At 28.4% G+C, this 21,660-nt stretch carries 17 protein-coding genes; 3 read left to right on the forward strand and 14 right to left on the reverse strand.

What is annotated here, in order from left to right; genetic code table 11:
- Nucleotides 1–279 precede the first annotated feature (279 nt).
- The 8 genes from RYM86_RS07670 to RYM86_RS07705 form a co-directional block, all read right to left on the reverse strand.
- On the reverse strand, nucleotides 280–4,032 hold the full coding sequence (locus RYM86_RS07670) for a phosphoribosylformylglycinamidine synthase (protein ID WP_315079252.1): 3,753 nt from the start codon (nucleotides 4,030–4,032) through the stop codon (nucleotides 280–282).
- A gap of 258 nt (nucleotides 4,033–4,290) precedes the next feature.
- Entirely contained in the window at nucleotides 4,291–5,181 is an 891-nt protein-coding gene (locus RYM86_RS07675; protein WP_315079253.1) for an aldo/keto reductase, read from the reverse strand.
- Between the two features lie 146 nt (nucleotides 5,182–5,327).
- Nucleotides 5,328–6,584, reverse strand: coding sequence for a chloride channel protein (locus tag RYM86_RS07680; protein ID WP_315079254.1), 1,257 nt, complete (start codon nucleotides 6,582–6,584; stop codon nucleotides 5,328–5,330).
- A gap of 91 nt (nucleotides 6,585–6,675) precedes the next feature.
- Complete coding sequence (locus RYM86_RS07685) at nucleotides 6,676–6,831, reverse strand: zinc-ribbon domain-containing protein (RefSeq protein WP_315079255.1); 156 nt, start codon at nucleotides 6,829–6,831, stop codon at nucleotides 6,676–6,678.
- 147 nt (nucleotides 6,832–6,978) lie between these two features.
- On the reverse strand, nucleotides 6,979–7,659 hold the full coding sequence (locus RYM86_RS07690) for an amino acid ABC transporter ATP-binding protein (protein WP_315079256.1): 681 nt from the start codon (nucleotides 7,657–7,659) through the stop codon (nucleotides 6,979–6,981).
- Nucleotides 7,660–7,674: 15 nt separating this feature from the next.
- Nucleotides 7,675–8,316 (reverse strand): amino acid ABC transporter permease, encoded by a 642-nt coding sequence (locus tag RYM86_RS07695; RefSeq protein WP_315079258.1) that lies wholly within the window; start codon nucleotides 8,314–8,316, stop codon nucleotides 7,675–7,677.
- Nucleotides 8,317–8,331: 15 nt separating this feature from the next.
- Complete coding sequence (locus RYM86_RS07700) at nucleotides 8,332–9,138, reverse strand: amino acid ABC transporter substrate-binding protein (protein WP_315079260.1); 807 nt, start codon at nucleotides 9,136–9,138, stop codon at nucleotides 8,332–8,334.
- Nucleotides 9,139–9,485: 347 nt separating this feature from the next.
- Entirely contained in the window at nucleotides 9,486–10,298 is an 813-nt protein-coding gene (locus RYM86_RS07705) for a MerR family transcriptional regulator (RefSeq protein ID WP_315079262.1), read from the reverse strand.
- Nucleotides 10,299–10,387: 89 nt separating this feature from the next.
- Between RYM86_RS07705 and RYM86_RS07710 the strand changes: the two genes are divergently transcribed.
- Nucleotides 10,388–11,767, forward strand: coding sequence for an MATE family efflux transporter (locus tag RYM86_RS07710; protein WP_315079263.1), 1,380 nt, complete (start codon nucleotides 10,388–10,390; stop codon nucleotides 11,765–11,767).
- A 218-nt stretch (nucleotides 11,768–11,985) separates the two neighbouring features.
- Here the strand turns inward: RYM86_RS07710 and RYM86_RS07715 are convergent, their stop codons facing one another.
- The 4 genes from RYM86_RS07715 to RYM86_RS07730 form a co-directional block, all read right to left on the reverse strand.
- Entirely contained in the window at nucleotides 11,986–12,507 is a 522-nt protein-coding gene (locus RYM86_RS07715; RefSeq protein WP_315079265.1) for a hypothetical protein, read from the reverse strand.
- A 285-nt stretch (nucleotides 12,508–12,792) separates the two neighbouring features.
- Nucleotides 12,793–14,103 carry a dicarboxylate/amino acid:cation symporter gene (locus RYM86_RS07720; RefSeq protein ID WP_315079268.1) on the reverse strand — a complete coding sequence of 437 codons (1,311 nt, stop codon included), beginning with the start codon at nucleotides 14,101–14,103 and terminating at the stop codon, nucleotides 12,793–12,795.
- 428 nt (nucleotides 14,104–14,531) lie between these two features.
- Entirely contained in the window at nucleotides 14,532–15,488 is a 957-nt protein-coding gene (locus tag RYM86_RS07725) for an SPFH domain-containing protein (RefSeq protein ID WP_315079269.1), read from the reverse strand.
- Complete coding sequence (locus RYM86_RS07730) at nucleotides 15,481–15,924, reverse strand: NfeD family protein (protein WP_315079271.1); 444 nt, start codon at nucleotides 15,922–15,924, stop codon at nucleotides 15,481–15,483. Before RYM86_RS07730 ends, RYM86_RS07725 begins: the two co-directional genes overlap by 8 nt.
- Nucleotides 15,925–16,227: 303 nt before the next feature.
- Between RYM86_RS07730 and RYM86_RS07735 the strand changes: the two genes are divergently transcribed.
- Nucleotides 16,228–18,126: an NAD(+) synthase gene (locus RYM86_RS07735; protein ID WP_315079273.1), complete on the forward strand. Its 1,899-nt coding sequence runs from the start codon at nucleotides 16,228–16,230 to the stop codon at nucleotides 18,124–18,126.
- A gap of 152 nt (nucleotides 18,127–18,278) precedes the next feature.
- Nucleotides 18,279–19,307: a branched-chain amino acid aminotransferase gene (locus tag RYM86_RS07740; protein WP_315079274.1), complete on the forward strand. Its 1,029-nt coding sequence runs from the start codon at nucleotides 18,279–18,281 to the stop codon at nucleotides 19,305–19,307.
- A gap of 414 nt (nucleotides 19,308–19,721) precedes the next feature.
- Here the strand turns inward: RYM86_RS07740 and ymfI are convergent, their stop codons facing one another.
- Both ymfI and RYM86_RS07750 read right to left on the reverse strand, forming a co-directional pair.
- Nucleotides 19,722–20,465 carry an elongation factor P 5-aminopentanone reductase gene (ymfI, locus tag RYM86_RS07745; RefSeq protein WP_315079276.1) on the reverse strand — a complete coding sequence of 248 codons (744 nt, stop codon included), beginning with the start codon at nucleotides 20,463–20,465 and terminating at the stop codon, nucleotides 19,722–19,724.
- 235 nt (nucleotides 20,466–20,700) lie between these two features.
- Complete coding sequence (locus tag RYM86_RS07750; protein ID WP_315079279.1) at nucleotides 20,701–21,636, reverse strand: dipeptidase; 936 nt, start codon at nucleotides 21,634–21,636, stop codon at nucleotides 20,701–20,703.
- Nucleotides 21,637–21,660: the final 24 nt, after the last annotated feature.

The following is a 21,660-nucleotide window of genomic DNA, read 5'->3' on the forward strand; positions in this document are numbered from 1 at the left end:
TTTTACAATATCAATTTAAATAATGATTAAAATATTAAGCTCTGTTTTAAATGTGTGTTGATATATGCAATGGGTGAAGTGGCATTGTAAATGGACTTTTAGAACTCTTAATGAGTATTGTCACATTTACTGCTTGTCTCAATTTTATATTGGGAGCAAGCTAAAATGGGACTATACTCATTTTAGTGTTCTTAAGTTCAATTACTCCGCCCACTTTGCTTATGCATATATCAACACTCTGCTAAAACATAGCCAAATATTAAAATCAAATTCGCTCTCTTATTTAAAATAATTAACTCCTGATTTAAATATCTTTTGATCAAAGTTTCCTGAAATGTTTCTATATAAATTCTCACCTATTCTTTCTGAGTGAGCCATTTTACCAAGTACTCTTCCATCAGGACTTGTTATTCCTTCAATTCCATACATTGATCCATTTGGATTATATGGCATATTAAGTGCCACTTCACCTTCAAGGTCAACATATTGAGTTGCTACTTGTCCATTTTTTATTAGTTCTTTTATTAAACTTTCTGGTGCAACAAATCTTCCTTCCCCATGTGAAATTGCTATTGAATGTACATCTCCAACATTCACTTCATTAAACCATGGTGATTTATTAGAAACCACTTTAGTTCTAACAATTGAAGACATATGTCTATTTATATTATTGTAAGTTAATGTAGGCATATCTTCTTTTATATCAACAATTTCACCATAAGGTACTAATCCTAATTTGATTAAAGCTTGGAAGCCATTGCAAATTCCTAAGGCTAATCCATCCCTATTCTTTAATAATTCCATTACTGATTCTTTAATCTTCTCATTTCTAAGCACAGTTGCTATAAATTTACCTGATCCATCTGGTTCATCTCCCGCTGAGAATCCTCCTGGAATCATGATTATTTGAGATTTATCTATCTCAGATTTAAGTCTTTCTATGGATTCTACTAATGCTTCTTTTGTAATATTTCTAAATACTACTTCAGATACTTCCGCACCCTCTTTTTCAAAAGCTCTTCTACAGTCATATTCACAATTATTTCCTGGAAATACTGGAATTACAACTCTTGGTTTAGCTAATTTAATAGTTGGCGATGAAATTTCTTTTTTCTCATATAAAACAGTTTCTATCTTTTTCTCTTGTGAAATATCATCAGTTTTTATCTTAAATACACCATTTAACTTTTCTTCATATGCATCTTCTAATTCTTCAATTGCTAATTCAAAATCATATTCTTTAGATCTTATAATTGAAGAATATATTGTATTTCCTACTTCCTTGTATAAGCATTCTTCAAATTCCTTAGCTATATCAATATCTGATTTAACTTCTAATAATACGCTTCCATAGTTAAATCCAAATAGTTCGTCTTTAGTTAAATTATTAAACTCTGCACCGATTCTATTTCCAAGTGACATCTTCGTTAAACATTCAGAAACTCCTCCAAATTTAACTGCAGATGCTGAAATAACTTTTTCTTCTCCTATTAATTTATAAAGAACCTCTAAATTCTTTTTAAACTTATTCATATCTATAGTGCCATCTTCTAACTTTTTAGTTTTAAGTAACACTAATTTTGAATTTACGCCCTTAAATTCTGGAGATATTATTTTGCTAGCCTTTTCAACTCCAACAGTAAATGAAACTAATGTTGGAGGTACATCTAAATCTCCAAAGCTTCCTGACATTGAATCTTTTCCTCCGATTGCTGCAATTCCAAGTTGCATCTGAGCTTCATAAGCTCCAAGTAGCGCTGCAAATGGTTTACCCCATCTTGTTTCATCTTTCCCTAACCTTTCAAAATATTCTTGAAAAGTTAATCTAGCTTTTCTATAATCTCCACCCATAGCTGAAAGTTTTGTTATTGATTCTATTCCTGAGTAATACGCCATATGATATTGACTCCAAGTTCCTAGATATGGATTAAACCCAAAAGTCATTATTGTAGCATCTTTACTTTCTCCACCAAGCACTGGAATTTTAGCTGCCATTCCTTCTGCTGGTGTATTTGAATATTTACCACCAAAAGGCATTAACACTGTTCCTGCTCCAATAGTTGAATCAAATCTTTCAACCAACCCTTTTTGTGATGCTATATTTAAATCTTTTAATTTATTTATCCATGTATCTTTTACATTCACATCTGAAACTTCGTATGGATATTCAGTAGGACCATTAACTTTAACTGATACTCTTTGACTTGCTCCATTTGTATCTAAAAAGCTTCTATCTAAATCTACTATTTTTTTGCCTCTCCAGAATAATCTTAGCTTATCAGTGTCTGTAACATGAGCTACTAATTTTGCTTCTAAATTTTCTTCATTTGAAAGTCTGATGAATTCATCAGCATTTTCTTTTGTTACAACTACTGCCATTCTTTCTTGTGATTCTGAAACTGCAAGCTCTGTTCCGTCTAGCCCCTCATATTTCTTTGTTACTTTATCTAAATTTATATCTAATCCTCTGCATAATTCTCCAATAGCAACTGATACTCCACCTGCTCCAAAATCATTACATCTTTTAATCATCCTAGCTACTTTTGAATTTCTGAATAATCTTTGAATTTTTCTTTCAGTAGGAGCATTACCCTTTTGAACTTCTGCTCCACATTCACTAAGTGAATCTACTGTATGTTCTTTTGATGACCCTGTAGCACCACCAACTCCATCTCTACCAGTTCTTCCACCAAGTAAGATGATTACATCACCTAATTTTGGTTCTTCACGAACAACATTTTCTTTTGGTGCTGCTGCAATAACTGCTCCGACTTCCATTCTTTTAGCTACATAATTAGGATGATATACTTCTTGAACTTGTCCAGTTGCAAGACCTATTTGATTACCATAAGAGCTATATCCATGAGCTGCTCCTAAAGTAATAGTTCTTTGAGGAAGTTTTCCTTTTAAAGTTCTTTCAATTGGAACTGTTGGATCTGATGCACCTGTAACTCTCATTGCTTGATACACATAAGTTCTACCTGATAATGGATCTCTTATTGCTCCACCTAAACAAGTTGCTGCGCCACCAAAAGGTTCAATTTCAGTTGGATGGTTATGTGTTTCATTTTTAAACATAACTAGATAATCTTCTAATCCTTTGTCAGTTTCAACTTTTACATTAATAGAACATGCATTTATCTCTTCTGATATATCTAGATCATCAAGTTTTCCTCTTTTTCTAAGTTCTTTCATTGCTATAACTGCAATATCCATAAGAGTTTTATTTTTTTGTTTTTCTCCATATACATATTCTCTTGATTTTATATAATTTTCATAACTTTTCTTAATTGGTGAAGTGTACTTATTATCTTCAAATTCTATATTTTCTAATATTGTAGAAAATGTAGTATGTCTACAGTGATCTGACCAATAAGTATCTATAACTCTGATTTCAGTGATTGATGGATTTCTATTTTCTTTTTTAAAATAGTCTTTTATCATAACAAGATCTTCAATACTCATGGCAAGACCATAATCTGAATGAAATTCTTGTAACTCTTCTAAATTTTTATCTATAAATCCATTTAATATAAGAACATCTTTAGGTATGTTTGAAGTTGATGTAATGTCTTTACTATTTATATCCACTTCTCTTGAATCGACTGGGTTTATATAATATGATTTTATTTTATTAATTTCTTCTTTCGTAACATTTCCATTTAAAATAATTATTTTAACTGATTTTATATAAGTTTTATCTTCTTCAGTTAATAACGATACGCATTCTGAAGCTGAATCTGCTCTTTGATCATATTGTCCTGGTAAAAATTCTACTGCGAATGCTATTTCATCTTCATTAATAGGCAATTCTGATTCATACACATTATCAACTGTTAACTCTGAAAAAATAGTATGTAGTGCTTTGTTATAGTACTCTTCACTTATATCCGAAATAATATATTTATTTATAAGCCTTACACTTTCTAAATTAGCTACTCCTAAATTTTCTTTAAAATCTCTTAGTAAGCCTTGTGCTTCTACATCAAATCCGCTTTTCTTTTCAACGAATATACTCTTAATATTTAACATTAAAAATTCCTCCAAAATATTAATTTGAGATTTATAATTTTATTAATTGTTATAATTACGAATATTTTTAATTAATTTAAGTTTAACTTTCGTGTCGTTAATTAAAGATTACCATTTAAAATTATCAATGTCAACTTTTATTGTATAAAATCAACACATATTTTTGTTTTTAAGAATATTATTAAAAAAAGAGGTTGATTTTTAATTAATCAACCTCTTTTTTACGTATATTTTATCTTTTTATAATACGAATATTTGTTAATTGATTTCTTTTCCAGTAGAGCTTTGCCATATTTCATACCAATCTTCTCGAGTTAATTTCATCTTTAATGAATCTACCGCTAATTTAACCCTTTCAATTTTTCCCGAACCAACAACTGGAATTATATTTGAAGGATGGTGTAGAAGCCAAGCATATATAACTTCGTCTATAGATGAAATCTTATTTTTTTCTTTTATTTTATTTAAAGTATTCTTTAATCTAACACATCTATCATCTTCTAAATTAAATATCTTACCACCAGCTAAAGGCGACCATGCCATGGGAGTCATTCTATTCTTCAAACAATTATCTAATGTTCCATCTGTAAATGAATCTAAATGCATTGGCGATATTTCAACTTGATTAGTAACAAGAGGAAAATCTAAATATGCTTGAAGCATATCAACTTGTGATGGTTTAAAATTAGATACTCCAAAATTTAATACTTTTCCTTCATTATGTAATTCATTAAAAGCCTCTGCCATTTCTTCTGGATTCATTAAATAATCTGGTCTATGAATTAATAGCAAATCCACATAATCTGTTTGCAATCTTTTCAGCGAACTTTCAACTGAAAATTTTATATGCTCTTTAGTAGAATCATAATGATGGACTTTACAATCCACCAATCTTCCTGGCAACTTTATTCCGCACTTAGTTATTATTTCAACTTTATATCTTAATGACTTCTTTAAATTCATAGCATTTCCTTGTAACTCTTCAGTCATATATATATCTGCAGTATCAAAAGATGTAATTCCAAGCTCAACGCATTCTTGCATAAACTTAAGTAATTCTTTTGGACTTTTATCCCATTTATTTGCTCTCCACATACCTTGAACAATCCTCGAAAGTTCAAAGTTATCATTTAATTTAATTCTATTCACAATATCAACTCCTCAATTTTTCCCTAATGTATATGATAGTTCACTAAATTTTTTATTATAATCTAATTTTTAATAGTATATCATAACATTTGGTCATAATACTACAATCTTAAAAATACATAAAAAAGTGCTAGTAATATAAAATATTACTCAGCACTTCTATTTATAAATTCAGCTTTAAGTTTTGAATAAACTATCTTTTGACTACTATAAAGACTAAAATATCCTGATAGCATATAACTAACACCACAAGCAATAGCAAATAAAATAAGGGCACCAGAACCAAAAAGTTCTATACTTAATATCACAGATGTAATAAGCGTATTAACCACCCCACAAAATAAAGCAACAAGTCCAATTGCAGCTCCCAAGCCTGGATCTAAACCAATTAATTTTCCTACTACGCATCCAAAGGTGGCACCAACAAAGAAAGTAGGAACTATTTCTCCGCCTTTGTATCCAACACTTATAGTAATAGCCGTGAAAATAATCTTTAAAATAAATGCTTCTGGTTTTGCTTGTCCATTAATTGCGTTAGCTATAATGTCCATCCCTGCTCCATTATAATCTCTACATCCTACAATAAATGTAAGTGCAACTATAGCCAATCCACCACAAACTATTCTAAGATAATCATTTTTTATTATATTGCTTAAAAATTTATTAGTTTTGTGTAGAGTTTCGCAAAATACAATACTCACTAAAGCACATAAAGCACCTAATATTGCAACTTTTATTATATTCTCTGTTGAAATATTCGGAATAACGTTTATATTAAAACGAACTGGTTCAAGACCAAAAAACAATGATACTTTATAAGCAACAATTGATGAAACTATACATGGAATAAAACTAGAATAATAAATAACCCCCACACTTATAACTTCCATAGCAAAAAATGTTGCTGTTAATGGTGTACCAAATAATGCAGAAAAAACACCACTCATTCCACACAAAGTAATTAAATGCATATCCTTTTCATCAAGATGCAAAATTTTTCCCACTTGTGAACCAATACTACCTCCAAGTTGCAAAGCTGCCCCTTCTCTACCAGCTGATCCTCCAAAAAGATGAGTTATTACGGTACTTATAAATATAAGAGGAGACATAGAAAAAGGTACTTTTCCGTCTGTTCGAATAGAGTCTATGACTAAATTTGTGCCTATATCACTTCCCAATTTGAATATTTTATATAAACATATTATAAGAGTACCACCAAGTGGTAACATAAATATTATCCAATCATTTTGTATTCTAAAATTAGTAGCATATTCAACACTAAGATGAAAAAGACTTCCTATAAAACCACCTAATAGACCTGTAATTCCAGCAACAACAACCCATAGAAAAAAAGTGCTTATATATCTTTTTATAGATTTGAATTTTGCAATAATTATATTCAATTTTATCCTCCATTTTATTTTATTTAAATAAACATCAAAAAAGCTACTAAAAAATGAATTAAAATCATTTTTTAGTAGCTGCTAATTTCTACTATCTGCTGTTTCTTTGTTGTTTTCTTGCTCTTCTACAATCAGGACATCTTACTGGTTCGTTGTCAAATCCTTTTTCTTTGTAGAATTCTTGTTCCCCAACTGTGAACACAAATTCGTTACCGCAATCTTTACAAAGTATTTTCTTATCTTCCATTATAAAATCCTCCTCTTCATAGATTATAACCTGAATACTAGACTAATCTCTGAAAAAGAGGTAATGTATAGTACTGATTAAATCTTGAATTATATTACTACTTAATAATATCATATAAACTACAATATTTCAAGTAAATTTATTTTATTATTCAAATATTAATCCATCTATAAGTTTTCCTTCATTCATTGAAACTATCCTATCTGAGACTCTTTTTGCAAATTCCATATCATGAGTTATTATCATCATCGCCATTCCATTTTCACTTAAACTTTTTATTAAATTTGCAACCTCTTCTGTAAGTCCTGGATCCAGCGCTGAAGTCGGTTCATCAAAACACATAACTTTTGGTTCTAATGCTAAAGCTCTTCCTATTGCAACTCTTTGCTTTTGTCCTCCTGATAATTCAAAAGGATAATTTTTCGCCTTTTCTTCTAATCCTAAAAAACCTAAAATCTCTTCTGCTTTTTTAATAGCATCTTCTTTACTTAATCCAAGTACTTTTCTAGGTGCTTCTATTAAATTTTCTAACACAGTCATATGTGGAAATAAATTAAAGTTTTGAAATACTAGTCCTATATCTTTTCTTATCTCAGACATAGTTTTCTTATCAACATATTTTCCATTTTCACAAATTGCTCGTCCATTAATTTCAATCTTTCCGTTATCACATTGTTCCAGAGCATTAACACATCTAAGAAGTGTTGTTTTTCCGCCACCTGATGGACCAACAATGACTAATATTTCTCCCGATGCAATATTAAGATTAATTCCCTTTAATACTTCTGTATCTCCAAATTTCTTTTCAACCCCACTAATTCTTAGCATTAAAATCAATCCTCCCTAGTTATAATACTCAAATTTCTTTTCCACTTTTTCCAGTACTTTGCTAAGTATTCCCATTACTATTAAATATACAACCCCAGCTAATATTAACGGAATTAATGTAACATCCCTATTTGATGCTATCTTAGCTATTTTTAGTAACTCATCTAAACCTATTATATAAACTAAAGATGTATCTTTTACTAGAGTTGTAATTTCATTTGCTACTGGTGGAATAACCCTCTTAACTGCTTGTGGTAATATTATTCTGAAGAAAGTATCTTTTGGTGTTAATCCCAACATTTCCGCTGCTTCATATTGACCTTTGTCTATTGATATTATCCCAGCTCTAAATATTTCACCAAAATACGCTGCATAATTTAAAACAAATGCTAATATTGCCGCTGTAAACCTATCAAAAGTTATTCCCATGGTTGGTAAACCAAAAAATATTATTACTATTTGCAATAACAATGGAGTTCCTCTCATTATAAGCACATAAATGCCAGTTAACTTTCTTAGTATCAGAAATTTTGATGTTCTAGCTAGTGCTACAACAATCCCAAGAGGAATAGATAATATTAATGTCAATGCAAAAACTTCTAATGTAACTTTTAAGCCTTCCAATATTTGAGGCATTAGTGATAATATATAATTCAAGGTAACTCCTCCTTCTTATCTAGCTATTATGTCTTCACCAAACCATTTTTCTGATATTTTTGCTCCTGTACCATCTTCTATTACAGAATTTAAAGCATCATTAAATTCTTGAACAAATGATGTATCTCCTTTTCTTATTCCAACAGCATAATCTTCTACCCCAAAATCATCATTTAATATTTTATATTTTTCTTTTCCTCTTTCATTTGTATAATATTTAGCTAATATCTCATCAGCTACAACTACATCTATTCTGCCTGCTTCTAAGTCCATCAATGCATCATTATTAGTCTCAAATGTAATTACATTTTCACCATTAAACTTACTCATCATATCACCATCTGCTTTTATAGCATCCACCGCACTTGATTGATTTTGAGCTCCAACTTTAGCATTAATCAAATCATTTTTACTATTAATTTTAGAATCTGCTAACGTTATAATAACTTGTCTATTATTTAAATAAACTTTAGAAAATTCTACATTCTCTTTTCTTTCATCAGTTATTGAGTATCCATTCCAAATTAAATCTATATTTCCATTATTAAGTTCTGATTCTTTCATACTCCAATCAATTGATTGAAATTTAACTTCTTTATTAAGTTTTTCTCCTACTGCCTTAGCAATATCTACGTCAAAACCTACTGTTTCTCCACTTCCATCTTTAAATCCCATCGGAACAAAAGTATCATCCATTCCGATTATTATTTCATTTTTACTAGACGCACTTTCTTGTTTATTGCTTTTGCATGCTACTAAATTCACCCCAATAGTAGCAACACATGATACTATTAATAATTTTTTTAATAATTTATTCATCATTATAATTCTCCCCCTTGATTGCTTCTCTTATTTATTACTTTATCATAGTAAAGTGATAAAATCAACCCCCTTCTTTCAATTTAATTCTTGATTACAAATTAAATAAATTCTAATAATTATTTAACTTAATAATAGCAGAATTTATTTTTAGCGTTATAAAAAAGTTCATGTCTCAAATTTTACATTTTGAAACATGAACTTTCACACAGTACATTTTATATTTTTATCCTTAAACTTACTTAACACTATCTAAGAAGCGAGTTTCCTTTAAAATTCTACTAACTAATCTCTCCTTATATAAATCTTCTGAATAAAACATAGTATTATTTTACTAAGTATTATAATTTCTATTTTTTCTTAACTTGAACTTGTAAAGTTGTTATAAATTCTTTAATTTCGTTAGTTTCATATATATCAACTTTATATATCTCCATAGGATCTCCTATAATTTCATAATCTTGCTCTTCTGCATATTTAAAAATTTCAGGTAAATATATTTGGTTATTATCATAACTTCCCTTATAAGTACATGTTAAATAAATCCCCTCTGATAATGCAAAATTAAATCTATCACTTTCATCATCTAAAAAAGCTACAACATGCTTATATTTATTTAGTATCCCCTTTTTTAAACTTTCAAAATCAAATATAGAACCTATGTTGTTATTCCCTAACATATAAAAACCTTCTTTTAATTCTTTTCTTAATTTTTGAATTAAAAAATCTATATTTTCATTAACATTTACGTTTCCATCTAAGATTAAAGCTTTTCTTGTTTTATGATGTTCTACTTTTATAACACCAAAATCTTTTTTAGCTATTCCTTTCTCTATAACACATAATCTGTTTTCTATACTTTTCTTTTGTTTTAATAAATCATCTATTTTTTCATTCACTATTTTAATCTCTTCTACTAACATTTCTTGTGTAGACTTTAGATTTCTTTCTTTTAAATATTCCTTTATTTCTTTCATAGGTATATTTAGATTTCTAAGCTCTCTTATTAGGTTTAACTTATATACATCATCTATACTATAATTTCTATAACCATTACTATCTCTTGTAGGTAATAAAATATTAAGCTCTTCATAATATTTAATTGCATCTCTTCCAATATCATATAATTTTGATAATTCCCCAATTCTATAATAACGCTTCACAAACATTCCCCCCTATTTTTTCTAAAAAGCGTTTGACCTGTGTATTATACCATAGCTTATAGTATTGTTTGAACAAGGAGGTAAAATGAGTGAATTTAATATTATCAAAAAACAATAACACTACTTTAAACAAAGATTTTTTTAAGTATGTAATCCCTTCAATTGCTTCTATGTGGATTTCTGCTTTATATATAATGGTAGATGCTATATTCGTAAGTAAAGGGGTAAGCTCTGAAGCATTAGCCGCTGTAAATTTAGCTATGCCATATACAAATTTTATTTTTGGATTATCTGTATTGTTTTCAATCGGATCTTCTACTGTAATTTCTATAGCTTTAGGTAAAGGTGAAAATAAAAAGGCTAAACAGTATTTTTCAATTACAATTGCATTACTCACAATAATATCCAGCATCATTTGCATACTTAGTCTTATATTTTTAGATGAAATATGTTTGTTTCTAGGAGCAACTAATTCTATACTGCCAATGGTTAAAAGCTATTTAGGTGTAATTATACTTTTTATAGTTTTTTACATAGTATCTTACGCCCTAGAAGTGCTTATAAAGACAGATGGTTATCCTCATTTATCTACAATAGGAGTTATCATATCTGCTTTAACTAATATAGTATTAGACTATGTCTTTGTCATGCAATTTAACTGGGGACTTGAAGGTGCCGCTTTAGCAACTGGACTAGCACGTTTATTTTCTTTTGTGTTTTTTATGGTTCACTTTTTAGGGAAAAACTCTAAATTAAAATTTTGTAAGTTTAAATTTGAAATGCCATTTATAAAAAAAATAATGTCAATAGGTTTTTCTGACTGTGCCACTGAGCTTAGTCTTGGAATTATAATATTATTATTTAATCAATGCATATTAATATTTTTAAAAGAAGATGCTTTAATAACTTATAGTGTTATTTCTTATGTAAATACCATGGTTTTATCTACTATGCTAGGAATATCGCAAGGTCTTCAACCATTATGTAGTTATTATTATGGAACACGCGATAAAAAAACTATTAAATATTTATTTTCTCTATCTTTAAAAGTAGTTTTAGTGTCTTCTATATCTATATTTTTAATATGTATATTTTTCACTGAACCTATAGTACTTATGTTTATCGATAAATCAGATATAAGTCTATTTAACTACACCACTCATACTTTTAAGATTTTTTCTATATCATTTTTAATACTAGGTTTTAATGTTGTTACATCCGGATTTTTAGCATCCTTAGAAAAAAGTATTGATGCATGTAAGATTTCTTTAGGAAGAGGATTATTTATTCTTTCTATGTCTTTATTTCTTATGATATTTTTATTTGGCGGAAATGGAATTTGGATTAGCACAATAGTTTCTGAAATTGTAGTTTTAATATTTTCATTATTACTTTTGAGAAAAAATTTAAATGTTTTAGAAAATATTAATCATAAAAATAAGTATGAATTAAATAAAATAGGAGCATAATATAATTAATCCTTACTTATATATGATAAAAATTTAGTCTCTTAAATTAGTACTATTTACTAATTAATTTTTAAAAATACCTATGAAAACAGGGTGTAAGGAAATAATATATATCTATTCCTTATACCCTATTTTTGATAGCATATTTTTTGATTATTAGTTCTGTTTTAAACATGTTTTTATATATATTAACACGCTACTAAAACATATTATAATTTTTATTTCTTTCCAAATCTATCAAGTGCATTTTGTAAATTTTCAACTTGTAATTCAAATTGATCTTTTAAATCTGTTATATCTGTTTTATCAACAATATCCTCATCTTTTTTGTCTTCAATTTTATCTTTAACTTCATCAACATTTTCTTTAAGTTCATCTAATTTATCAGTTATTTCATCGAATTTATCTTTTAGATCTTCACTCTTACCTTCTAGATCAGCTTGATTTAATTTATCTGTTAATTCATCAGCCTTATCTGCGAATTCTTTCATCATTCTTTCTTTATCCTCGTCAAACTCGTCCATTTTATCTGCTATTTTAGATGGACTATCTCTTAATTTGTCTTTTAATTCTTGAATATCATCTGAATCAAATATGTCATCAACTTTTTCAGCAGATGGTGTTTCATCTTCCGATTGCTTTACAGTTAAAACATAATCATCTTGTAAATCACACCCGATTAAACCAAATCCTAAAATAAAAATTAAACCTATTGATATTATTAAACTTCTCTTTTTCATTTATTCACCTCAAACAAAAACTTATAACTTTCATTGTATTTTACTTATGTATCATATTTTAATACTTTTAGATGTTTTATTCAATCTTTTTAGACTAATCAGTACTAATAAATTTAAAGTCAATTCTTTATTTCATAATATTAATTCATAATAATAGTTAATTATTATAAATATTACTATAATCTAAAGTTTTCATTCTTAATTATTCTATATACCATATGACTAAAAATAAGTACCTTGAAATGATTTTGTTATCATTTCAAGGTACTTTATTTCAATATTCGTTTATAAAACTTCTATAATACTTTCATCTATTTCTTCATCTTGACTTTCAAATATTTTTTCATTGAATTCGCCTTCTTGTTTTGCTACTATAGTTGTACAAACAGCATCACCTGTAATATTAACAGCAGTTCTAGTCATATCTAAAATTCTATCTATCCCCATTATTAATGCTATACCTTCTACAGGTAAATTTACTGAATTAAATACCATTGATAATGTAATAAGTCCAACACCTGGTACTCCTGCTGTCCCTATAGATGCCAATGTTGCAGTAAGTATTACTGTTATATAATCACTCACGCCAAGATTTATTCCAAATGCTTGCGCTACAAACACAACAGCAACTCCTTGCATTATTGCGGTTCCATCCATATTTATAGTTGCTCCTAACGGTATAGTAAAAGATGAAATTTTCTTAGATACCCCCATCTTCTTACTTAACGTATCTATTGATAAAGGAATAGTTGCATTTGATGTTGCTGTAGAAAATGCAAAACTCATTACAGGTGCAAATTTCTTAAGGAATGTCAACGGATTAAGATTCGAAAATCCTTTTAGCATTATCATATATGTTCCTAAACACTGTATTGCTAAAGCTAAGAAAACAGCACCCATATATTTTAACATCGGAGTGAATGCATCCCATCCAATAGTTGCAAATGTAGTTGCTATTAAACAAAAAACTCCTATAGGCGCAACTTCCATAACAATCATTGTCATTTTCATCATTATTTCATTACATGCCTTAAAGAAATCAGCTACTATTTCTGTTTTCTTTCCTAAAGTAGCTAAAATAATTCCTACCATCATCGCAAAAAATATTATTTGAAGCATATTCCCTTCTGCTAATGAATTTATTGGGTTTATTGGAATTATATCTAAAATCACATCAGAAAATGCTTTACTTTCAGCTATAGTTGGTTCAGCTATTTGAACGCTAGACATATCAAGACCTATTCCAGGATTTATAAGTTTTCCAACACTAATAGCTATAGTTACAGCAATTGCTGTAGTAGCTATATAAAATACCATTGTCTTTATACCAACTTTTCCAAGCTTCTTAGTATCACCTATTGCCAAACTTCCACATACTAGTGAACAAAATACTAAAGGCACTACAAGCATTTGCATTGCTCTTAAGAATCCTTTTCCTAATATCTTAAATACCCCATCAATTAAAATAACGTCTCTAATAGTTCCTTTTGGAACAAAGTTATATAAAATTATGCCACAAATTGCTCCTAGTATTAATGCAATAAACACCTTCGTAGTCAAGCCTAATTTAACTTTTTTTTCTTTTTTATCTTTCATAAAATCCCCCAATTATATTTAAATGAATTATTTTTTATCATTTCCTGCATTATCTATATTTATATTATATTCTATGCAGTTGCAACTTGTCCACATATTTCTTTATAATTGCTTATTTTGTGTTAATTTGCCACAATAACCTATTTATTCTCTATTACTTTTTATGCATAAATAGTATATAATTTATTCATTTTACATATTTTTTACACAATTGAATTTTACAACAAAAAATAATTCACATCAAAATTGAAAAGATATAAATAGACTTTAAAAATTAAAAATCTAATCTTTCTATTTGCACTTTTAATACCAACTTACCTTCCTCTAAATTTATTCTTACTTAAATTTAAAGATTTATAATTTCATACACACTAAAAAGGCATATTAGGTAACAAACCTAATATGCCTAAAATTAATTTTATAAGTTTTTAGTCATTCTTCTTTTTTGAAAAATCTTTTAATGTGTCTGCAATCGCTGCTATACTTCCAAGTGATGATAAAGTTTCATTTGGTAATATAAGCTTATTTGCTGGATTTAACGCCATTTCTTTAAGAGCTTCAACTTGCTTTAAAGCAATAACTGTTTCATTAGTACCAGATTCAATAATCGCAGTATTAACTTTTCTTATAGCCTCTGATTCTGCAATAGCTATTTGTTCAATAGCTTTAGCTTTACCTTCTGCTTCAAGTAATTGAGATTCCTTTAATCCTTCTGCTCTTCTAATGTTAGCTTCTTTTTCCGCTTCAGCTTTAAGTATTTGAGATTGTTTCTCTCCTTCAGCCTTTTCTATTTGTGATTGTCTAAGACCTTCTGCTTGAAGTATCATAGCTCTCTTATCTCTTTCAGCTCTCATTTGTTTTTCCATAGCTTGTTGAATTTCAGCAGGTGGTATAATATTCTTTATTTCAACACTTAAAATCTTTATACCATATGCATCAGTAACTTCATCTATTATACTTAAAAGGTTTTGATTTATTGAATCTCTACCACTTAAGACTTCATCTAAACTCATATTACCTAGAATATTTCTTATGTTTGTTGTTGCTGAATAAACTATACCAGATGTGTAATCCTCTATGTTGTACACCGCATCTTTAGCATTTAGCATTTTGAAGAATATTACATTATCAACTGAAATTTTTACATTATCTTTAGTAATAACTGATTGTGGTGGTACATCTAAAATTTGTTGTTTTGTTGAAACCTTTTTTCTAGCAAAGTCAACAAAAGGTATTAAGAAATGCCATCCCGGTTCTAGTACTCTACTGAATTGTCCAAATCTTTCTACAACACATAAATACCCTGTATTTACTATTTTTATTGACGAAAATATTGTAAATATTATAAATATTAATATTAGTGGTAATCCTATAAGTCTAAACATTTTTGTTTTCCCCCTCTAATTTTTTAATTCTAAATTTTGCGCCATCAATGCTTGTAATAATGAATCTTTCGCCTGCCTGAATAGTTTCCCCTTCATTAACTACAGTCCAATATATACCATTGATTTTTAAGGTTGCTTTTTGGTCTATATTTTCTTCTGCTGTTATGACTTTACCTATATAAGTTTCTTCCATAAGCGGTACCCTATGTTCTGAATTTTTATATTTCTTTCTTATCCATGGATATCCTATTGATATTGATATTATTCCTACTATTAAAAATATTATTACTTGAAGCAAAAAAGTAGCTTTTAATCCTGCTGCAAAAATTGCCGTAAGCGCTCCTATGGAAAACCATACAAATAAAAAACTGCTAGTAAAAATATCAATCACAAATGCTGCAACTGCAACTATAATCCAGAAGATTATACTTCCCATCACCTTCACCCCCTTTTCTTTTATTTCCTAAACTCTTTAATATTAGTATACCATATAATTAATATGCAATAATTATTTTTTTAATATAACTCTATTATACAGTATTAATTACTTTATTACAATATATATTTTATCTTTTAAAATATTATTTATCATCCCTCATTTTTCTTTAAAATACCATATATACTATTATCGGACATATTCCAATTGATTTTATATAATTTTCAGCATATTATGATTATATATACAAATGCTATTTGGTTATACTAAAAGCATATACTAAAAAATTGGAGTTGATTTAATATGGATTTTATAAAAGTTGCATCTGCATGTCCAAAAACTAAAGTTGGAGATATTGGCTATAATATATCTAATATTTTGAAATGTATAGATGATGCTAAAAATAACAATAGTAAGTTTATAGTTTTTCCAGAACTTTGTGTAACTTCATATACCTGTGGAGATTTATTCTTAAATGATACTTTATTAAACAAATCAATAACTGGAATAAATCAAATATTAAATGCTACAGAAGATTGCGATATGTTGATTGCACTAGGAGCACCATTACTTATAAATAGTGTGCTTTATAATTGTGCTTATTTACTTTTCAAAGGTAAAATATTAGGAATAGTCCCTAAATCATATATACCTAACTATAGTGAATTTTATGAAAAAAGATGGTTTACAGAGGGACTTTCTTTAGAAACACAAGAAATAGATTTACCTATTCAAAAAAATGTACCTTTTGGAATAAATCTTATTTTCTCTTCTCAAATAGCTAATTTTGGAGTTGAAATTTGTGAAGATTTATGGGTAACTATACCACCTAGTTCATACCTTTCTCTACTAGGAGCACATATAATAGGAAATTTATCTGCTTCAAATGAATTGGTAAGCAAAAAAGATTATAGAAAAAGTCTTGTTTCAAACCAAAGTGCTAGATGTCTTTGCAGTTATATATATGCTTCTGCTGGAGTACATGAATCATCTACAGATTTACTATTCAGCGGACATTTAATGATAAGTGAAAATGGTTCTATTTTAAAAGAAAATGAAAGATTCCAAAGAGAAAATGAAGTTATTTACTCTTGTGTAGATATATTTAGACTTAAATCTGAAAGACTAAAAAATCTTAGTTTTAGAGATGCCACTAAATTCACAGGAAAAAAACCGCATATAATAAACTTTAAATTTGGTTGTACTAATATCGACCACTTTGATAGATTTATAAATAAACATCCTTTTGTGCCTTCATCTAAATGTGAACGTGAAGAGAGATGTAAAGAAATATTCAATATCCAAAGTGCTGCTTTAGCAAAAAGATTTGAACATACTGGCTCTAAAAAAGCCGTAATTGGAATCTCTGGAGGACTAGATTCTACCCTTGCTCTTCTTGTTGTAGTTAAAACTTTTGAATTACTTAATTTAGATAAGCATAATATAGTTACTATAACAATGCCTGGGTTTGGTACAACAGATAGAACTTATAATAACGCATTAACTTTATGCAAAGAATTAAATTGTGATTTAAGGGAAATAAATATAGTAGATGCTTCTCTTCAACATTTTAAAGATATAGGGCATGATAAAAATATTCATGACGTTACTTATGAAAATGTTCAAGCAAGAGAAAGAACTCAAATTCTAATGGATTTAGCTAATAAAGAACAAGGTCTTTTAATAGGAACTGGTGATTTATCTGAGCTAGCTCTTGGATGGTGTACTTATAACGGTGATCATATGTCAATGTATTCAGTAAATCCATCTATACCAAAAACATTAGTTAGATATTTGGTTAGATATGTTGCGGAAAAGGAATCTAATTCAGAAGTTAGTAAAACACTTATTGATATCTTAGATACTCCTGTAAGTCCAGAATTACTTCCTAATGATGCAAATGGAGAAATAACACAAAAAACTGAAGATATAGTAGGACCTTATGAATTACATGATTTCTTCTTATATCACTTTATTAAAAATGGATCATCAAAAGATAGAATTTTATTTTTAGCTAAGGAAGCCTTTAAAGATGATTATAGTTATGAAGAAATTGAAAAATGGCTTAATAAATTTATGTGGAGATTTTTCACTCAACAATTTAAAAGAAGCGCCTTACCAGATGGCCCCAAAGTAGGAAGTATCTCTTTAAGCCCCAGAGGTGATTGGAGAATGCCTTCAGATGCAGAGCCTTGGAAATAATTATAAATTTATCAATATTTTTATAATTTTGTTATTGATTCAGTAATAAATATATACTTTTTATGCTCAACTATAGAATTTTTGTTTTAGTAGTGTTAGAATAAAAGGTATTAAGTAAAGGCAATAAGCCTATAGATATGGAGGAATGTAAAATGGGGAAAAAAGTTGATATGGATTGGGGTAAACTAGGATTTAGTTACATAAAAACGGATTATCGTTATATTTCAACTTGGAAAGATGGTAAATGGGATGATGGTAAGCTTGTAGAAGATAATATGCTTAAAATGAGTGAAGCTTCTACTGTTCTTCATTATGGTCAAAGCTCTTTTGAAGGATTAAAAGCTTATACAACAAAAGAAGGAAAAATACAATTATTCAGACCGAATAGAAACGCTGCTCGTATGAATGAAAGTTGTGATAAACTTCTTATGCCAAATATTCCTGAAGAAAAATTTATAGACGCATGTATGCAAGTTGTTAAAGCTAATGAACATTTTGTTCCACCATACGGTACTGGTGCAACTTTATATATTAGACCTGTTATAATGGGAGTTGGAGATAATATAGGCGTAAAACCAGCATCTGAATATATTTTTACAGTATTTTGTATGCCAGTAGGACCTTACTTCTCTGGCGAATTAAAACCTTGCAACTTTATCGTTCAAGCTGAATTTGATAGAGCTGCTCCACACGGTACTGGAAAACAAAAAGTTGGTGGTAATTATGCAGCCTCTCTTGAAGCTCATAAAAAAGCTACTGATGCTGGATATGCAGATTGTATTTATTTAGATCCTACTACCCACACAAAAATTGATGAAGTTGGAGCTGCAAACTTTATAGGAATAACTAAAAAAGGTGAATTTGTAACACCTAAGTCTTCATCAATATTACCTAGTATAACAAAATATTCTTTACTTTATATAGCTGAACATTATTTAAATATGCCAGTATATGAAAGAGAAGTTTTTGTTGATCAATTAGATGAATTTGCAGAAGCTGGTGCTTGTGGTACTGCTGCTGTAATAACTCCAATTGGAGCTATAGATTACAACGGAAAGAGATTTGTGTTCCATAGCGAAACTGAAGTTGGAGCTACAATAAAGAAATTATATGAAATACTTTCTGGAATCCAAATGGGTGATGTAGAAGCTCCTGAAGGATGGATATACGAAGTTAAATAGATTTTTAATTTATACTATATTTTAAACAAGTTTTGATATTATAGTATAAAACTCTTAAAATAAAGAAGCTTATTTTAAGAATAATAAAATACAATTAAAACAAAAAGCAAGGTAGTATAAAAAATATTAATTAAAATTTTTTTATCTACCTTGCTTTTTATAATGTTCAATTTATATTATCCAGTATTTATCATCATGTTTTAAATATGTGTTGATATATGCAATAGGTAAAGTGGCATTGTAATTGGAATTTGAGAATTCTTAATGAGTATTGTCTCATTTACTGCTTGTCTCAATTTTATATTGGGAGCAAGCTAAAATGGGACTATAGTCATTTTAGTATTCCTAAGTTCAATTACTTAGTCCACTTTACTTATGCATATATCAACGCACTTCTAAAACACAGTCTATTATTTAAATATATCCACCATCAGCTCTTATAATTTGACCTGTTATATAAGAAGAATCATCACTACATAAAAATGAAACTATTTTTCCAATTTCATTTGGATTTCCAAATCTCATCATTGGAATTTCTTCTTCTAATGCTTTTTTATCATCGTCTTGTAAAAAAGCATTCATTTGTGTATCTATAACTCCTGGTGCAACACAATTTACTCTTATATTAGATGCTGCTACTTCTTTTGCTAATGATTTTGTAAATAGATTTAATCCACCTTTTGTAGTAGAATAAACCACTTCACACGAAGCCCCTACTTCTCCCCACATAGATGAAATATTCACGATTGATCCACATTGCCTTGATATCATATCTTTAATAACGTGCTTCGTTAAATACATAGCTCCTATTAAATTTGTATTTAATAAATTATCAATATCTTCTTTAGTTAAATCTATGAATAATCCTATATTACTTCTTCCTGCATTATTAATTAAGATATCTACCTTTCCAAACTTGTCTATAGTATGTTGTACTAATTTTTCACTTTCTTCATAAGAAGATATGTTGCACTTATACAGTGCACCATATCCACCAACATCTTTTATTTCTTTCAGTGTTTCATTTGCGCCATCATCATCTTTAGAATAATTTATAATAACGCTTGCTCCTTCTTTTGCTAATTCTATAGCAATTCCTCTTCCAATTCCTCTTGAAGAACCAGTTACAATTGCTATTTTCCCAACTAATTTTCCCACTTTTTTTCTCCTCATCTTATCTATTATCTATTTTAATACTCAGTATCTTATTTTTAAAATTATCAATTTATTCAATCATGTTTTAATTATAGCCCTATATTTTTAGTATGTGTAATACAATCAGTAAGTAAAATAGTTTTGCAATTTTAATATTCTTAGATTTAATCACTATAATCTACTCAATTTTACTTATACATCTATTAACACTTTCCCAAAACATCTCCTAATATAAAGTCTATTTTAACACATCATTAAAAACTCTTTTAACATTTTTGTAGAAGATTTTTTCTACATCATTTTCTGTGAATCCATTTTTCTTAAGAACATCATATAGCTTATAAAACTCTGAGCAATTTTGTATTTCAACCTCATTATCTATTCCATCAAAATCACTACCAAGAGCTATAACATCGATTCCACCAATATTTCTTATATGCTTTATATGCGTTAGCATTTCTTCTATAGATGATATTTCTTCATTTCCTAAAAAGCTAGAACAAAAATTTATTCCCATTACTCCACCTTTATCTGATAATAATTTTATCATTTCATCAGTAAGATTTCTAGGATGGTTAGTTATTTCACGTGCATTGGAATGTGAGGCTATAAATGGCTTTTTGCATAACTTAACTAAATCATAAAATCCACCATCAGATAAGTGTGATACATCTGGTATAATTCCTAAGTTTTCAATTTCTCTTAATATTTCTTTTCCTAAATCAGTTAATCCATTTTCTTTAAAAATATAGTTTGCATTTGGAAATCCTAATTTATTTTCATAATTCCAAGTAAGAGTAATTATTCTAATTCCAAGTTTATAAACCTCTTTTAATTTTTCAACACTACCTTCTATAACCTCTCCTTCTTCTATAGATAAAAATGCTCCTATTTTGTTATTCTTATTGCACTCTTCTAGCTGTTTTATATTAGTTACAATCTCTATTTCACTAAAATTATTATCTAATTCTTCCTTAAAATTATTATAAAGCTTTAAAAATTCTTCAAAGGGAGTTTTAGTGCTATCTTGATCTATAAAAAAAGCAAATACTTGCGCTAAAGCCTCTCCTTTTTTTAATTTATCTAAAGTAACCTTGCAAACATCATTTTTTATGTTTAATTTATCATAGTATATTTTACTTGCAGTATCACAATGCAAATCTATAAAATTCATTTATTTTTCCTCCAAATAATATCT

The sequence above is a fragment of the uncultured Clostridium sp. genome (genome assembly GCF_963527835.1).
Lineage (GTDB): Bacteria > Bacillota > Clostridia > Clostridiales > Clostridiaceae > Clostridium.

Excerpts from the sequence above, each read along its gene's own strand:
- RYM86_RS07735 (WP_315079273.1), top strand. The coding sequence starts at position 16,228 with ATGGATTTTATAAAAGTTGCATCTGCATGTCCAAAAACTAAAGTTGGA.
- RYM86_RS07685 (WP_315079255.1), bottom strand. The coding sequence starts at position 6,831 with ATGGAAGATAAGAAAATACTTTGTAAAGATTGCGGTAACGAATTTGTG.
- RYM86_RS07700 (WP_315079260.1), bottom strand. The coding sequence starts at position 9,138 with ATGATGAATAAATTATTAAAAAAATTATTAATAGTATCATGTGTTGCT.
- RYM86_RS07750 (WP_315079279.1), bottom strand. The coding sequence starts at position 21,636 with ATGAATTTTATAGATTTGCATTGTGATACTGCAAGTAAAATATACTAT.
- RYM86_RS07715 (WP_315079265.1), bottom strand. The coding sequence starts at position 12,507 with ATGAAAAAGAGAAGTTTAATAATATCAATAGGTTTAATTTTTATTTTA.
- RYM86_RS07670 (WP_315079252.1), bottom strand. The coding sequence starts at position 4,032 with ATGTTAAATATTAAGAGTATATTCGTTGAAAAGAAAAGCGGATTTGAT.
- RYM86_RS07730 (WP_315079271.1), bottom strand. The coding sequence starts at position 15,924 with ATGGGAAGTATAATCTTCTGGATTATAGTTGCAGTTGCAGCATTTGTG.
- RYM86_RS07740 (WP_315079274.1), top strand. The coding sequence starts at position 18,279 with ATGGGGAAAAAAGTTGATATGGATTGGGGTAAACTAGGATTTAGTTAC.
- RYM86_RS07720 (WP_315079268.1), bottom strand. The coding sequence starts at position 14,103 with ATGAAAGATAAAAAAGAAAAAAAAGTTAAATTAGGCTTGACTACGAAG.
- RYM86_RS07725 (WP_315079269.1), bottom strand. The coding sequence starts at position 15,488 with ATGTTTAGACTTATAGGATTACCACTAATATTAATATTTATAATATTT.
- RYM86_RS07690 (WP_315079256.1), bottom strand. The coding sequence starts at position 7,659 with ATGCTAAGAATTAGTGGGGTTGAAAAGAAATTTGGAGATACAGAAGTA.